This is a genomic window from Dactylosporangium sp. NPDC050588, from assembly GCF_040654975.1.
Classification (GTDB): Bacteria; Actinomycetota; Actinomycetes; order Mycobacteriales; family Micromonosporaceae; genus Dactylosporangium; species Dactylosporangium maewongense.
This window is the reverse complement of record NZ_JBFAJA010000018.1, coordinates 129,900-144,260: the sequence shown is the minus strand read 5'-3', so window position 1 is coordinate 144,260 and position 14,361 is coordinate 129,900. Positions and strand designations below refer to the sequence as shown.

Sequence of the window (14,361 nt, the reverse complement as noted above, 5' to 3'; positions counted from 1 at the left end):
GGGGGGGGGGGGGGGGGGGGGGGGGGGGGCGGCGGCCCCTGCAAGCCCGGCGGCCCCCCCGCGGGGGGCGGGGGCCCCCCGCCCGGGGCCCCCGCCCCCCCACGACGGTGAGTTGCCTCGTACTACTTGATCGCTGTGTTAGCGGATCGCTCGAATTACTTGGTGAGCGGGGACAGCTTCGGGTCGTTGGCGTACGCCTCGGCGGCGTTGGCCTTGGTGACGATCACCGGCGGGAGCAGGTACGACGGGACGACCTTGACGCCGTTGTTGTAGGACTTGGTGTCGTTGATGGTCGGCTCGTTACCGGCCTGCAGCGCCTTGACCATGTTGATCGTCTCGGCGACCAGCTTGCGGGTGTCCTTGTTGATCGTGGAGTACTGCTCGCCAGCCATGATCGACTTGACCGACTCGACCTCGGAGTCCTGGCCGGTGACGACCGGGATCGGCTTGTTGGCGGCCTTCACCGAGGTGATGATCGCGCGGGCCAGGGTGTCGTTCGGGGAGAGCACGCCGTCGAGGGTCTTGCCGGCGGTGTAGGTCGAGGTCAGCAGGGAGTCCATGCGCTGCTGCGCACCCTCGGCCTTCCAGCCCTGGATCGCGGTCTGCTTGACGTCCTTCTGGCCGGAGCCGACGATGACGTCACCCTTGTCGATGAGCGGCTTGAGCACGTCCATCGCACCGTTGAAGAACACACCGGCGTTGTTGTCGTCCGGCGAGCCGGAGAACAGCTCGACGGTCCACGGGCCGGTCGCCTTCTTGGCCTTCATGCCGTCCAGCAGGGCCTGGCCCTGGAGCTGGCCGACCTTGAAGTTGTCGAACGCGATGTAGTAGTCCAGGTCCGGCGTCTGGGTGATGAGGCGGTCGTACGCGACGACCTTGATGCCGGCGTCGTGGGCGGCCTTGACCTGGGTCGACAGCTGCGCGGCGTCGGTCGCGCCGATGACGATGACCTTCGCGCCCTTGGTGATCATGGCGGAGATCTGCGCCTGCTGGTCCGCGACCGTGGTCGAGGCACCGGCGTACTGCACGTCGGACTTGAAGCCGGCGTCCTTGAGGCCGTTGGTGAACAGGTCACCGGCGAGCACCCAGTTCTCCGACGTCTTCGACGGCAGCGCGACACCGATCAGCGAGTCGGCGGCGAAGCCCTTGGCGGCGGCACCGCTCGGGCTGCTGCTGCCCTCGCGCTCCGAGTCGCCACAGGCGGCGGTGCCGAGTGCGAGCAGAGCGACCGCGCTGACGGCGAGGCTCCTGGTGAGGAACTTGCGCATGTTCTGGATTGCCTTTCTTCGGATGGAGGTGCGGGTGTTGGGGCGGGACAGGGCGTCAGCCGGCCACCGGGGTCTTGGCGGCCTCTTGTCCGGTTCCGGCTGTTGCGGACGGACCTCCGGTTGACTCCCGGCGGAAGGGTTTGCTCAACGATCCGATGATCGAGAAGCGACCCTGGCTCTTGTTGTAGACGTCGAACGCGACGGCGGCGAGCAGGAACAGACCCTTGATGATCTGGGTCTTGTCGGCGCCGGTGCCGAGCAGCTGGAGGCCGTTGGTGAGGAAGGCCATGACCAGACCGCCGACGATCGAGCCGCTGATGGTGCCGAGGCCGCCGGAGACCGCCGCGCCGCCGATGAAGACGGCCGCGATGGCGTCCAGCTCCCAGCTGAGGCCGTCCTGCGGGCCGGAGGCGCCGGAACGGGCCACGAAGATCATGCCGGCCAGGGCGGCGAGGACCGACATGTTGAACATGACGAAGAAGTTGACCCGCTTGAGCTTCACGCCCGACAGCTCCGCGGCGCGGGAGTTGCCGCCCACCGCGTAGATGTAGCGGCCGCCGGCCGTGTTGCGGGTGTAGAAGGAGTACCAGAGGATCAGGACCGCCAGGATGATGCCGGAGATCGGGAAGCTGGTGCCCACCCGGCCGCCGGCGAAGCGCAGCGTGGCGAAGACGATCACGCCGAGCATGACCGCCAGGCGGATGGCCGACACCCAGATCGGGGTCGGGTCCGCGTTCATCGCGAAGCGCACCTGCCGGGCCCGGTACTCCCGGTAGACCACGGCGAGGCAGGCGGCCAGGCCGAGCAGCAATGTCAGGTTGTTGTACCCGGTGTCGGGCCCGACCTCGGGCAGATAGCCCGCGCCGATCTCCTTGAAGGCCGCCGGCACCGGCACCGAGTCGGCGTTGCCGATGTACTGGTTGCCGCCGCGGAACAGCAGCATGCCGGCGAGCGTGACGATGAAGGCCGGCACGCCGATGTAAGCGACCCAGAAGCCGTGCCACGCCCCGACGATCGCGCCGACGCCGAGGCCGAAGAGGATCGCCGCCCACCAGGGCAGGTCCCACTCCTTCATGACCTTCGCCACGATGATGCCGACGAAGGCGGCGACCGACCCGACGGACAGGTCGATGTGACCGGCCACGATGACCATCAGCATGCCGATGGCCAGGATCAGGATGTACGAGCCCTGGAGGACGACGTTGATCAGGTTGCCGGACGTGAGCGTCAGGCCGTCGGTCTTGAACTGGAAGAACAGGATGGTCGCCAGGAGCGCGAAGATCATCCCGAACTGCCGGGCGTTGGAGGTCGAGCCTCCGAAGAGGTTCTTCTGCAGGTCTTTGAATCGGCTCATGACGTCGGCATCTTCTTCATGGTCGGCGCGGTCTTCGCGGAGGTCATCTGCTTCATGAGGAGTTCCGGGTTGGCGTCGCGGCGTTCGATGTTGCCGGTGATGGTGCCCTCGAACACGGTGTAGATGCGGTCGCACAGGCCGATCAGCTCGGGCAGCTCGGACGAGATGACGATGACGCCCTTACCCTGGTCGGCGAGCTGCTGGATGATCCCGTAGATCTCGTACTTGGCGCCCACGTCGATGCCGCGGGTCGGCTCGTCGAGGATCAGCAGGTCCGGGTCGGTGAACATCCACTTCGCCAGGACGACCTTCTGCTGGTTGCCGCCGGAGAGCTTGGTGACGCCCTCGTCGACCGTCGGCGTCTTGACCCGCAGGCTCTTGCGGTACTCCTCCGCGTAGGTGTGCTCCTTGACCTGGTCGAGCACGCCGTTGCGGGAGATCTTCGACAGCTTGGCCGCGACCATCGACGTCTTGATGTCGTCGAGGAGGTTGAGCCCGACCGCCTTGCGGTCCTCGCTGACATACGCGAGGCCCGCCTTGATGGCCTCGGAGACCGACTTGAGCTCGATCTCCTTGCCGTCCTTGAAGATGTGCCCCGACAGCCAGGTCCCATAGGACCGGCCGAAGATGCTCATCGCGAGCTCCGTGCGGCCGGCACCCATCAGGCCGGCGAAGCCGACGATCTCGCCGCGCCGGACATTGAAGGCCGAGTTCTTGCACACGAGGCGCTCGGCGGAGATCGGGTGCCGGACCGTCCAGTCGCGGACCTCGAAGAACACCTCGCCGATCTTCGGCGTGTGGTCGGGGAAGCGGCTGTTGAGGTCGCGGCCCACCATGCCCCGCACGATCCGGTCCTCGTTGACCCCGTCGCCCTTGACGTCGAGGCTCTCGATGGTCTTGCCGTCGCGCAGGATCGTGATGGTGTCGGCGATCGCCTCGATCTCGTTGAGCTTGTGCGAGATCATGATCGAGGTGATGCCCCGCTCCTTGAACCCCTTGAGCAGGTCCAGCAGGTGCTGGGAGTCGTTCTGGTTGAGCGCGGCGGTCGGCTCGTCGAGGATCAGCAGCCGCACCTCCTTGGCGAACGCCTTCGCGATCTCCACGAGCTGCTGCTTGCCGACGCCGATGTCCTTGATGAGGGTGTCGGGGTCTTCCTTGAGGCCGACCAGGGCCATCAGCTCGTAGGCCTTCTTGTTGGCGGCCTGCCAGTCGATCGCACCGAACTTCTTCGGTTCGTTGCCCAGGAACAGGTTCTCGGTGATCGACATGCCCGGGACGAGGGCGAGCTCCTGGTGGATGATCACGATGCCGGCGTGCTCGCTGGACCGGATGTCCGGGAAGCGGACCTGGTTGCCCTGGTAGAAGATGTCGCCGTCGTAGGACCCATACGGGTAGACGCCGCTGAGCACCTTCATCAGAGTGGACTTGCCGGCGCCGTTCTCGCCGCAGATGGCGTGGATCTCGCCGGACCGGACCACCAGATTGACGTCGGACAACGCCTTGACGCCGGGGAACTCCTTGGTGATCGACCGCATCTCCAGCAAGACCGGAGCGCTGCTCGTCATGTTGCCTCCGGGGGAACGCCAGTTGGCACATTTGTTGTGGCAACCAACTTATTTCAGATCGCAGACTTTGCAAAGCCGCCAGCTGGACTGGTTGGTAACAATCCGGTAATGACGCTGCCTCGCGAGGCACGGTCTCGTGTCTGGGCGGTGAGCTGCGTGTGTCCGAGCGTAAATCAAATTGTTTTACAAAGTCAACGTCCTGGGAGAGGATGTGATGAGCAACGGGTGCGAAGGCGGTAACGGGTGCGACAGGTAGGGACCAACCTCCCTAAAGTAGGGCAATACAACCGGGCTGTGGTGCTGGATCAGATTCAGTTAGCCGACGGCGTCAGCCGTGTGGAGATCGCGCAGCACACCGGCCTGACCCCGCAGACCGTCTCCGGCATCGTCCGCCGGCTGATCGACGAGGGCATCGTCCACGAGGACGGCGCCCGCAGCTCCAGCGGCGGCAAGCCCCGCACCGTCCTGCGCATCAACGCCGACGCCGGCCGAGCCGTCGGCCTGCACTTCGACCCGGTCGAGCTCGCCGCGGTCGTCGTCGACCTCCTCGGCCGACCCCTGGTCACCGCCCGCCGCCCCACCCCGCGCCCGGCCGACCCGGCCGTGGTGACCGCCGCGATGGCCGAGCTCGTCGACGAGGTCCTGCGGGAGGCCGGCGTCGAACGCGACCGGGTCCTGGGCCTCGGCCTCGCCGCCCCCGGCCCCATCGACCAGCACGTCGGCATGGTCATCTCACCGCCGCAGCTGGCCAACTGGACCCGCGTGCCCATCAAGGAGATGCTCGCGACCGCCACCGGCCTCGACGTCACGCTCGACAACGACGCGACCGCCGCCGCCGTCGGCGAACGCTGGGCCGGCGCGGGCCGTGGCGTCGCCAACTTCGCCTACTTCCACCTCGGCACCGGCGTCGGCGGCGGCCTCGTCCTCGGCCACCAGGTCTTCCGCGGCGGCTCGATGAACGCCGCCGAGTTCGGCCACACGACCGCCGCCGACGACGGGCCCGGCTGCTACTGCGGCAACCGCGGCTGCCTGGAGAGCCTGGTCAACCCGCCCGCGATCGTCGCCGCCGCGCACCGCCTCCTCGCCGCTTCGCCGGCCGGTGCCGCCGCGGTTGCCGGGGCTTCGCTCGCTGCCGCTTCGGTCGCCGGGCCACCGCTCACTGCCGCTTCGGTCGCCGGGCCATCGCCGGTTGCCGGGGCTTCGCTCGCTGCCGCTTCGGTCGGCGGAGCATCGCCGGTCGGCAGGGCGGCTCCCGTTGCTGCTGCGGTGGTCGAGCCGGCCGTTGCCGGGGCGCCTGAGCCGGCCGTTGCCGGGGTGCCTGAGTCGTCGCTCGCCGCCGCGTTCCGCGCAGACCCGTCCACCGTCGATCATCCGGCGATCTGCCTCGCCGCCGCCGCGGGCGACCCCCTGGCCGTCTCCGTCATCGACACCGCCGCCGAGCACCTCGCCACCGTCGTCGTCAACGTCGTCAACATCATCGACGTCGACCTGGTCATCCTCGGCGGCCACGGCATCCGCCACGTCGAGGACCGCTTCCGCGACGCCGTCGTCCGCGCCCTCGCCACCCGTCCCCTGGCCCGCCAGATCCGCGTCGTCGACGTCGCGCTGTCCCCCCTCGGCGTCGACGCCGCCGTCGTGGGCGGTGCGGCGCTGGTGCTGCACGCGACCTTCTCCCCGCAGGTCTCCGCCCTGCTTTCGGAGTGACCATGGGCTGGTTCGACCTGCGCACCCTGCCCGCGTACGCGTGGGTCTTCGACCTCGTCTCCGCCGACCCCGCCGTCCGGGCCGCCGCGGTGGAGCGCCACGTCGCGCTGCTCTGGCGGCGCTACGAGTCCCACCCGACCGGCACCCTCGCCGACCCGGTCGCCGCGTACGCCGCGTACACCACCGACCTGACCGCCGGCGAGCTGCGCGCGCTGGAGCCGTACGCGCTGCTGTTCGTACAGTGGCGGCGGCAGTTCCCCGCCGAATGGCGCCGGGTGGTGCCCCGCTGGCCGCGTGGCTGCTGGCCCGACGGCGCGTTCATCCGCCACGGCGCGTCCGAGCGGGCCCGGGCCGTGCTGGAGGATCTGGTGCTCGACGCCGTCCACGCCGGCACCGGATCGCACCAACCCCGGTCCGGACGCCATTCTGTGCAGCTGGCCCGGTTCCTCGACGGACCCTCGCTGCGGGACCGGGTGCAGACCGCGGCCGGCTCGCCCGACCAGACCGTCCGGTTCCGCGCCGGCTACCTGCTCTGGCTGCTCGACCATCCCCACGCGAACCTGAGGACCCGCTCGTGGCGACGCTGGCGCCGCGCGTACGGCGTGCCGATCACCCACCCACGGCCCGCCGCCGACCTCGCCGCACTCCCCCCGGCCGTCGCCGCCGCGGAGCTCGCCGGCCTCGACACACCACACCTGACCGCGGTGTTCGAGGCCCTCGAACCGGCGCCCGCCGCACGAATCGCCGATGCCATGCTGTCCGGACCTCTCGCTGCGGACCTTGCGATGCCGGATGTCGCCGCGCTGGCCGGTGCGATCGCCGCCATGGATCCGCGGTCGGCGGCCTGGATGTTCAACGCGATGCCGGAGCCGCTTGCCGCCCGCCTGCTCGCCGCCATGCCACCCGCGGCGGCCGCCGACCGGTTCCCCCGCCCGAAACGGGCGGAAATCCTGCTGCTGATGGATTTCGGGGACGCCGTGGCGCGGCTCGCGGCGATGACACCGCTGCGGGCCGCCCAGCACCTGAAGTGGCGCACGCCTGACGCCGCCGCCCGTTTCCTGACCGCGTTGGCTCCGGACGCCGCGGCGCTGGTGCTCGCGGCCCTGCCCAGCGGATGGCCGAACGACGACCTCGTTTCCGTTCTCCCCGCCGGCTACGTCGCCGATCTGCTGACCCGGATGCCACCACGCGACCGGGACCATATCCGGTGGGTCGTCGAGACGCAGCAGTTCCGTACCGCCACCGCCCATGCCATCGCGTCGAAGGCGGCGGCTTCCGAGGTCGCGGCTTCCGCCGGCGCGGCCGGTGCGTCGGGTCAGGCCGGGGCGGAAGCGCGGAACGTGTTGCGGTAGGCCATTGGCGGGACGCCGATGGCGCCGGCGAGGTGCTGGCGCATGGAGGCGGCGGTGCCGAAGCCCGACTCCGCGGCGACCCGGTCGACCGGCAGGTCGGTCGTCTCCAGCAGGCGCCTGGCGTGCTCCACCCGCTGGCGGGTCAGCCACTGCCCCGACGTCATGCCGACCTCCTCGCGGAACCGGCGGGAGAACGTCCGCACGCTCATCCTCGCGTGCGCCGCCATCTCGGCCAGGGAGATCGGGCGGTCGAGGCGGCCGAGGGCCCACTGCCGGGTCGCCGCCGTCGACGCCGTGGACGGAGCCGGGACCGGCCGGTCGATGTACTGCGCCTGCCCGCCCTCCCGCCACGGTGGCACGACGCAGAGCCGGGCGACCCGATTGGCGACCGCGCTGCCGTGGTCCCGGCGGATCAGGTGCAGGCACACGTCGATCCCCGAGGCGGCACCGGCCGCCGTCAACACGTCGCCGTCGTCGATGAACAGTACCGACGCGTCGACGTCGATCTGAGGGAACGTGCGCTGGAAGTGCTCGGCGTCGTTCCAGTGCGTGGTGGCCCGGCGGCCGTCGAGCAGCCCCGCCGCGGCCAGCACATAGGAGGCGGTGCAGATCGACACGATCCTCGCCCCGGGACGCCGCCGCCGCAGCGCCGCGGCCAGTGGAGCGGGCAGCCAGTCGCGCGGCCCGTCGGGCGCGCACACGAACGGCGGCACGACCAGCGTGTCGGCGGTGTCGATCGCGGACGCGTCGTGCTGGACGGCGACGTCGAAGTCGTAGCCCGTGCGGACCGGGGCGCCGTCGAGGCTGCACGTCACCACCTCGTACAGCAGCGGACCGGCGGTGCCGAAGATCCTGCTCGGAATGCTCAGCTCGAACGGATACACCCCGTCCAGGGCAAGGACGACGACCCGGTGCACGGTGGCTGCCATGGCCAGATCTTTGCACATACTGGCAGTGTGGCCACTCGAATGCGGCACCCGTCACGACGACGCTGAACGCACACACGTCGTACGAACAGATGGGAAGCAACAAGATGCGCGCGATCGATCAAGACGGGTTCGGCGGTCCCGAGGTGCTGCGGGTCGTGGAGGTGGACCGTCCCCAGCCGGGGATCTCGGAGGTCCTCGTCCGCGTCCACGCGACCGCGGTGAACCCCACCGACCTGTGGCACCGCACGACCGGCGGCCTGCTCGGCACCACGGTCCGGCTCGGCTGGGACGTCTCCGGCGTCGTCGAGGAGACCGGCCTCGGCGTGACCTGGCTGCGCCCGGGCGACGAGGTGTTCGGCATGCCACGCCTGCCGGAGGCGGCGGGCACGTACGCGGACTTCGTGACGTCACCGGCGCGGCACCTGGCCCGCAAGCCTGCCCGACTGTCCCATGTGGAGGCTGCCGGCCTCGGCCTGGCGGGCCTGACCGCGTGGCAGGCGGTCGTCGACACCGCGGACGTCCAGCCGGGCCAGCGGGTCCTGATCCACGCGGCCGCCGGCGGCGTCGGCCACCTCGCGGTGCAGATCGCGAAGTCCCGCGGCGCGCACGTCATCGGCACCGCCAGCCCCGCCAAGCACGACCTGCTCCGCGACCTCGGCGCGGACGAGGTGATCGACTACACCGCGGTCAAGTTCGAGGACGCCGCCGCCGACCTGGACGCCGTGATCGACCCGATCGGCGGCGAGTACGGCCCCCGCTCCCTGAGCACCCTGCGCCCCGGCGGCATCCTGGTGTCCCTCGCCTCGCCCGCCGAGGCGTACCTGGCGGACGAGGCCCGGCAGCAGGGCCGCCGGGCCGGGTTCCTGCTCGTGCAGCCCGACCACGCTGGGCTACGGTCACTCGCCGACCTGGTCGACAAGGGCGAGCTACGGGTCGTGGTCGACACCGTCCTGCCGCTGGAGGAGGTCGCACGCGCCCACGAACTCGTCGCGACCGGCCGCTCAGCCGGCAAGGTCGTCCTCACCGTCGCCCACTGAGCCGCCGCCTGTTGGCTGCTGACGGTGGCTTGACCGGCCGACAGTCTGCTTCGCCGCCGGCCGGCTGCACACGCCCTTCCTGGACCGGGCCGTGTTCAAGTCGCCGCCGGCCCGCGAATCCACATCGCCAGCCAACCCGTCGTGGGCCCGCGAAGCCACATCGCCAGCCAACCCGTCGTGGGCCCGCGAAGCCACCGTCGGCGGCTGACCCGCGCCCGCTACGTCGCCCGCGGCCGTTGGGGCGTCCTCGCTGGCAGCGGTTCCTGAGCCACTTCTGAGCCGCGAACTCGTCGGCCGCGACTCGTTGAGGAGACCGATGCCCGTGACGTGTTCCGACCCTCACACGGTAACACCGGCCACCAAATCGTGATTTCGGCTCGGAGCGGGCTCGCTACGCATCGTAATACGTGGTCGTGGCACTGGCGAAATCGAACGTCAGCAGCCCTTGATGCGGGAGGCGCAGCGGTCGGCGGCGGCCTTTGCGAGGGTTGTGACCATGCCGGCGGGTGTGGTGCCGACGGTCATGTCGTTGAGCCACAGCACGAACTCGCCGCGGCGGACGGCGACGATGTCGGCGGTGACCGCGATGCCGAAGTCGGTGTCGCCGGTCATGCGCACCCCGAAGGCGCTCTGGCCGAGTGTCGTCGGCACCTCGGTGGGCGCGAGCGTGAAGCGGACCGTGATCCCGGCGAGCTCCTGGCTGAACGACTTGCACGTGGTGACCGCGGCGGCGAGCCGGTCCATCGCCGTCGCGGCGCCGCCGGTCGGGAAGTGCACGAGCGCGTGCGTCAGGTACGGGCCGACGGCGCCCTTGCTGTACGTGACGGCGGCGGCCGTCGTGCCGTCGCCGGTCACCGGGTCCAGCGAGGGGCAGCCGGGAAAGTTGCCGCCGAGCGTGACCGCGCCGTTGTCGTTGGTGGCCGCGGCGATCGGCACGAACCCGTCGGGCAGGTCCGCCGCGGTCAGCAGCGCCGGCCGAAGATCCTCCGAAGCCGAAGCCGAAGCCGAAGCCGACGCCGACGCCGAAGCCGACGCTGAAGGAGACGAAGCCGAAGAAGACGAAGCTGAAGGAGCCGAAGGCGCCGAACCCGACGGAGGCACAGCCGCCGGAGACGGGGAAGCCGCAGGGGCAACAGGAACGAGTGCGGTGGCGGGCGCGGAGAGTGCCGGGGCACCGGTCACCGCGAGGGCGGCCAGAGCGCCCACCAGCCTGTGAACCATCCTCATCAACCCGACGCTACGGACGCCAAACCGCATATATGCGGTTTTACCCGATATTTACGCCACCAGGGCCGAGCGGCAAGACCTCACGCCCCGAGCTGGCCGAACGTCGTGTCCGCCTCGTCGTCGATCAGGAACCCGGGCCCCAGACGCCTGGCGACCGCGCGCGCGTCCACCGACATCCATCGTTGCACGCTCACGTGCGCCGGGTCCGCGATGTGATACCGGCAGCTGCCGCCCCACCAGCCCGGCTCATACGACACGACGTCGACGAGCCGCCCCGAGAACGGGAACCTCGCCCGCACCTGCTGCGGGATCGTGCAGCCGTAGTCCTCGAAGTACGGCTGCACGGTCAGCATCGCCAGCAGCCGCCCGCCGTCCTCCCGCCAGGCCCGTAACCGTCCGGTGTGCTGGTGCGTGCCGTTCTGCCGGGTCTGCTCCCAATAGTTCCAGAACGCTTCATCGTGTACGAGTTGCGACGCCGCCATGCGTGCATTGTGTCGATGTGACATCTGTCTATCGCCTGTCGTTGGACACCGTTGGACAACTCGCTGCGCGACGGTTGCCGGGTGCTAGCGTCCGGACGATGACGACGCCACCGTACGCCGGCACACCCGCGGTCAGCTTCACCAGCGGCGGCGAGCGCCTCGCCGGCGTCCTGCACCTGCCCGCCGGGGACGGTCCGCACCCGGTCGTCGTGCTCCTGCACGGCTTCCCGGGCAACGAGCGCAACTTCGACCTCGCGCAGGCGCTGCGCCGGGCGGGCTACGCGGCGCTCGTCTTCCACTACCGCGGCTCGTGGGGCATGGGCGGCGACTACTCGTGGCGGCACGTCCTGGAGGACTCCGCCGCGGTCGTGGCCGCCGTCCGCGAGGAGGCGTTCGCGGCCACGCACCGCCTGGATCCGTCGCGGGTCGCGGTCGCCGGCCACAGCCTCGGCGGGTTCGCGGCGCTGATGACCGCCGCCGCCGACCCCGCCGTCCGCGCGACCGTGTCCGTCGCCGGGTTCGACGTCGGCACCGCGGCGCGGCTGTGCGCGGATTCGGTGGTGCGGGCCGAGTGCGTGGAGGCGCTCGGCAGCGACCTGCTCCCGCTGCGCGGCACCAGCGGCGAGGCCCTCGTGCGCGAGATGACCGCCGCCGGACCCGCCTGGCGCCTGGCCGGCCTCGCCCCCGCGTTCGAGGGCCGCCCGGTCCTGCTGATCGGCACCGGCCGCGACCCCGTCACCCCGCACGAGCTTCACCATGTGCCGTTGGTTCGCGCGTACGAGCAGCGGCCGCACATCCTCCTCGAGCACACGCTCTTCCCGACCGACCACGCGCTCTCCGACCACCGCCTGGAACTCGCCGGCACCGTCACCGCCTTCCTCGACCGCCACCTCGCCCCGCCGGCCCGGTAACGGTCGTTGCGCGAAAGGCCGTCAGCAAAGCCGTCAGCGAGCCCGTCAGCAAGCTGTCAGCGAGCCCGTCAGCAAAGCCGTCAGCGAGCCCGTCAGCAAAGCCGTCAGCGAGGCCGGTCGACGGTGAGGACGAGCTTGCCGGTGGTACGGCGGGCGAGCAGGTCCTCGTGGGCGCGGCGGGCGTCCTGCAGCGGATACGCGGGCCCAACCTGCGGCCGCAGGACCCCGGACGCGGTCAGGTCCAGCAGCTGCCCGAGGGGCCCGGCGAACGCGTCCGGGCGGGTGAGGACGGGGCGCAGCCAGAAGCCCGCGACGGCGACGCTGCGGTCGGCGAGCAGCGATGGGTCGACGGGCGGGCGGCCGAGGCGGGACGAGTCGCCGTAGGTGACCAGCCGGCCGAGCGGCGCGAGGACCTCCAGCGCGGCCGCGAACGCGGGCCCGCCGGTCGACTCCAGCACGACGTCGACCGGTGCGCCGCCGTTGGCGGCCAGGACGCGGGCCGGGTAGCCGCCGGGGTCGCTGTCGACGGCCGTGTCGGCGCCGAGGGACACGGCGAGGTCGCGCTTCGCGGGGCTGGACGCGGCGGCGATGATCCGGCCCGCGCCGAGGTGCCGGGCCAGCTGCACCGCGAGGGTGCCGACGCCGCCGGCGGCGGCGTTGACGACGACCGTCTCGCCTGGGCGCAGGGCGGCGCTGCCGTGCAGCAGGTGCCACGCGGTGAGGCCCTGCACCAGCAGCGCGAGCGCGGCGCCGTCGGCGACGGCGTCCGGCACGTCCACGGCGTCCACAGTGGACACGACGGCGCGCTCCGCGTAGCCGCCGCCGGCGAAGGTGAGCGCCGCGACCCGCCTGCCCCCGGTGGTGCGCCCCACGACCTCGGTGCCGGGGATGAACGGCAGGGTCTGGCCGCCGCTGTACGTGCCGAGCGTGCGATACGTGTCGGCGTAGTTGACGCCGGCGGCGCCGACGTCGACGAGCAGCTGGCCGGGGCCGGGCTCCGGGTCGGGGACGTCGGCGAGCGAGAGGACCTCGGGGCCGCCGAAGCGGTCGCAGCGGATGGCGCGCATGCGTCCAACCCTACGAGGCCGTGATCAGCTCCAGGATCCGCCGCCACGCGTCGGCGGCGGGCTCCGGGCGGTACGTGGGAGGACCGGGCAGCAGGAACGCGTGCGGCGCGTCCGGGTAGACGACGACCTCGTGCCGCACGCCCGCGTCCCGCAGCGCCGCGGCGACGGTGGCGACGTCCCCGGGCGGCACGACGTGGTCGGCGCCGCCGACGAGAAGGAGCAGGCGGCCCGTGACGGCGGGGGTCAGCGTCACCGTCGGCTCGGGGCGGCTCATGGGGATCTGGGTGCCGGTGAGCCAGCCCGGGTAGAGCACCGCGGTCGCCGCCAGCCCGAGCCGCGCAGCGGCGAGATAGGCGGCGTGCCCGCCGACGCTCAGCCCGACCATGCTGACGCCGGACGGGTCGCCGCCGAGGACGTCGACCGCCGCCGCGACGTCGGCGACGACCTCGTCCCGGTCGAGGCGGTGCAGCAGCTCGAAGCCGCGGGCCCGCCCCTCGTCGTCCTGCGGGAGCTCGACGCCGGGTGCGCTGCGGTGGTACAGGTCGGGCACGGCGACCAGGCAGCCCTCGGCGGCGAGCCGGTCGGCGAACGCGCGGACCGCCGCGTCGATCCCGAAGAGCTGATGGCCGACGACGACCCGGTGCTGCGGACCGGTCGACACCGGCCGGGCGATGTACACGCCGGCCACGCTAGGCACCGCCCATCCACGGCGACCAATAGCGCCGCCGATGCCCGCGATCAGGACCCGGATGGCACCCGCGGCGAGCGCCCGGCCGCGACGGGCGGCGGGCCGGGCGCGTCCCGGGGCCGGTCGCGGTCGAGGGCGGCGAAGAGCAGGCCGAGCGTGGCGAGTCCCAGGCACAGCGCCGCACCGCGGGCCATCGCGGCGGTGTGACCGTCGGGCACGGCCGCCGTCGCCAGGAAGATGCCGCTGACGGCCGCGATGCTCACGCTCGCGGCGAGCCGCTGCGACAGCCGCAGCAGCGCGGCGCTGAGCCCGTTGGCGCCCGGCGGCGCGTGGGACAGGGTCAGCGCCTGGTTCGGCGAGTTTGACGTAGCCGCCCGCCGCCCCCGTCACGAACTGCCCCACCGCGAGGGCCCACACCACCTGCCTCTCCGGAAGGAGCTCGACCGCGGCGATGGAGGTCGCGATGCCGGCCACCGCGACGCCGAGCGCGACCGTGGTCCCCCGCCGCCGCAGCCCCGAGGCGAGCACCGACGTCAGCGTGAAGCCGACCGCGCTCGGCAGCGCGATCGCCGCGGCGGCGAGCGGCGGGTGGTGCAAGCCGTCCTGCAGGTACAACGACAGCACCAGGTTGAGGGCGAGGGTGGCGCCACCGAGCAGCAGCAGGCCGCCGAGGTCGAGGTCGCCGGTGTGGCCCGCGGGCCGGCCGGCGGGCAGACCGCGACGGCCCACCGGGCGATCGTGTATCTGCCTTTCCGATAGGAAATAGGGTTATGAACT

The 14,361-nt window shown here is 71.5% G+C and carries 14 protein-coding genes; 5 read left to right on the top strand and 9 right to left on the bottom strand.

What is annotated here, in order from left to right; translation table 11 throughout:
- Nucleotides 1–155 precede the first annotated feature (155 nt).
- The 3 genes from AB0I21_RS15150 to mmsA are packed head-to-tail and all read right to left on the bottom strand — an operon-like array spanning nucleotide 156 to nucleotide 4,187.
- Entirely contained in the window at nucleotides 156–1,268 is a 1,113-nt protein-coding gene (locus AB0I21_RS15150; protein WP_360561469.1) for a sugar-binding protein, read from the bottom strand.
- Between the two features lie 55 nt (nucleotides 1,269–1,323).
- Nucleotides 1,324–2,622 (bottom strand): multiple monosaccharide ABC transporter permease, encoded by a 1,299-nt coding sequence (gene mmsB, locus AB0I21_RS15145; RefSeq protein ID WP_360561467.1) that lies wholly within the window; start codon nucleotides 2,620–2,622, stop codon nucleotides 1,324–1,326.
- The gene (mmsA, locus tag AB0I21_RS15140; protein WP_360561465.1) at nucleotides 2,619–4,187 is read right to left on the bottom strand and encodes a multiple monosaccharide ABC transporter ATP-binding protein; all 1,569 of its coding nucleotides are present in this window, start codon (nucleotides 4,185–4,187) and stop codon (nucleotides 2,619–2,621) included. The genes mmsB and mmsA overlap by 4 nt, the downstream gene beginning before the upstream one ends.
- Before the next feature lie 294 nt (nucleotides 4,188–4,481).
- Between mmsA and AB0I21_RS15135 the strand changes: the two genes are divergently transcribed.
- Complete coding sequence (locus AB0I21_RS15135) at nucleotides 4,482–5,891, top strand: ROK family transcriptional regulator (RefSeq protein ID WP_360561463.1); 1,410 nt, start codon at nucleotides 4,482–4,484, stop codon at nucleotides 5,889–5,891.
- Between the two features lie 2 nt (nucleotides 5,892–5,893).
- Nucleotides 5,894–7,243, top strand: coding sequence for a hypothetical protein (locus AB0I21_RS15130; RefSeq protein WP_360561462.1), 1,350 nt, complete (start codon nucleotides 5,894–5,896; stop codon nucleotides 7,241–7,243).
- Here the strand turns inward: AB0I21_RS15130 and AB0I21_RS15125 are convergent.
- Nucleotides 7,207–8,172 (bottom strand): helix-turn-helix domain-containing protein, encoded by a 966-nt coding sequence (locus AB0I21_RS15125; protein WP_360561460.1) that lies wholly within the window; start codon nucleotides 8,170–8,172, stop codon nucleotides 7,207–7,209. The two genes, AB0I21_RS15130 and AB0I21_RS15125, sit on opposite strands and share 37 nt — an antisense overlap.
- Before the next feature lie 104 nt (nucleotides 8,173–8,276).
- Here AB0I21_RS15125 and AB0I21_RS15120 point away from each other — a divergent pair, with 104 nt between their 5' ends.
- A complete protein-coding gene (locus AB0I21_RS15120; protein ID WP_360561458.1) occupies nucleotides 8,277–9,209 on the top strand; it encodes an NADP-dependent oxidoreductase in 933 nt (310 codons plus the stop codon).
- 435 nt (nucleotides 9,210–9,644) lie between these two features.
- Here AB0I21_RS15120 and AB0I21_RS15115 read toward each other — a convergent pair whose 3' ends face one another.
- Together AB0I21_RS15115 and AB0I21_RS15110 are read right to left on the bottom strand one after the other, a co-directional pair.
- The gene (locus tag AB0I21_RS15115) at nucleotides 9,645–10,145 is read right to left on the bottom strand and encodes a hypothetical protein (RefSeq protein WP_360561456.1); all 501 of its coding nucleotides are present in this window, start codon (nucleotides 10,143–10,145) and stop codon (nucleotides 9,645–9,647) included.
- A 371-nt stretch (nucleotides 10,146–10,516) separates the two neighbouring features.
- A complete protein-coding gene (locus tag AB0I21_RS15110) occupies nucleotides 10,517–10,918 on the bottom strand; it encodes a hypothetical protein (protein WP_360561454.1) in 402 nt (133 codons plus the stop codon).
- Between the two features lie 98 nt (nucleotides 10,919–11,016).
- On the opposite strand from AB0I21_RS15110, the gene AB0I21_RS15105 reads away from it, so the two are divergent.
- Complete coding sequence (locus tag AB0I21_RS15105; RefSeq protein WP_360561452.1) at nucleotides 11,017–11,829, top strand: alpha/beta fold hydrolase; 813 nt, start codon at nucleotides 11,017–11,019, stop codon at nucleotides 11,827–11,829.
- A 104-nt stretch (nucleotides 11,830–11,933) separates the two neighbouring features.
- Here the strand turns inward: AB0I21_RS15105 and AB0I21_RS15100 are convergent, their stop codons facing one another.
- From AB0I21_RS15100 to AB0I21_RS15090, 3 genes are read right to left on the bottom strand one after another with little or no spacing between them, the layout of a single operon-like run.
- Nucleotides 11,934–12,896, bottom strand: coding sequence for a zinc-binding dehydrogenase (locus AB0I21_RS15100; protein ID WP_360561450.1), 963 nt, complete (start codon nucleotides 12,894–12,896; stop codon nucleotides 11,934–11,936).
- 10 nt (nucleotides 12,897–12,906) lie between these two features.
- Nucleotides 12,907–13,593, bottom strand: coding sequence for a dienelactone hydrolase family protein (locus AB0I21_RS15095; RefSeq protein WP_360561448.1), 687 nt, complete (start codon nucleotides 13,591–13,593; stop codon nucleotides 12,907–12,909).
- A gap of 41 nt (nucleotides 13,594–13,634) precedes the next feature.
- On the bottom strand, nucleotides 13,635–13,847 hold the full coding sequence (locus tag AB0I21_RS15090) for a hypothetical protein (protein WP_360561446.1): 213 nt from the start codon (nucleotides 13,845–13,847) through the stop codon (nucleotides 13,635–13,637).
- On the opposite strand from AB0I21_RS15090, the gene AB0I21_RS15085 reads away from it, so the two are divergent.
- Complete coding sequence (locus AB0I21_RS15085) at nucleotides 13,840–14,343, top strand: hypothetical protein (RefSeq protein ID WP_360561445.1); 504 nt, start codon at nucleotides 13,840–13,842, stop codon at nucleotides 14,341–14,343. The genes AB0I21_RS15090 and AB0I21_RS15085 overlap by 8 nt on opposite strands.
- Nucleotides 14,344–14,361: the final 18 nt, after the last annotated feature.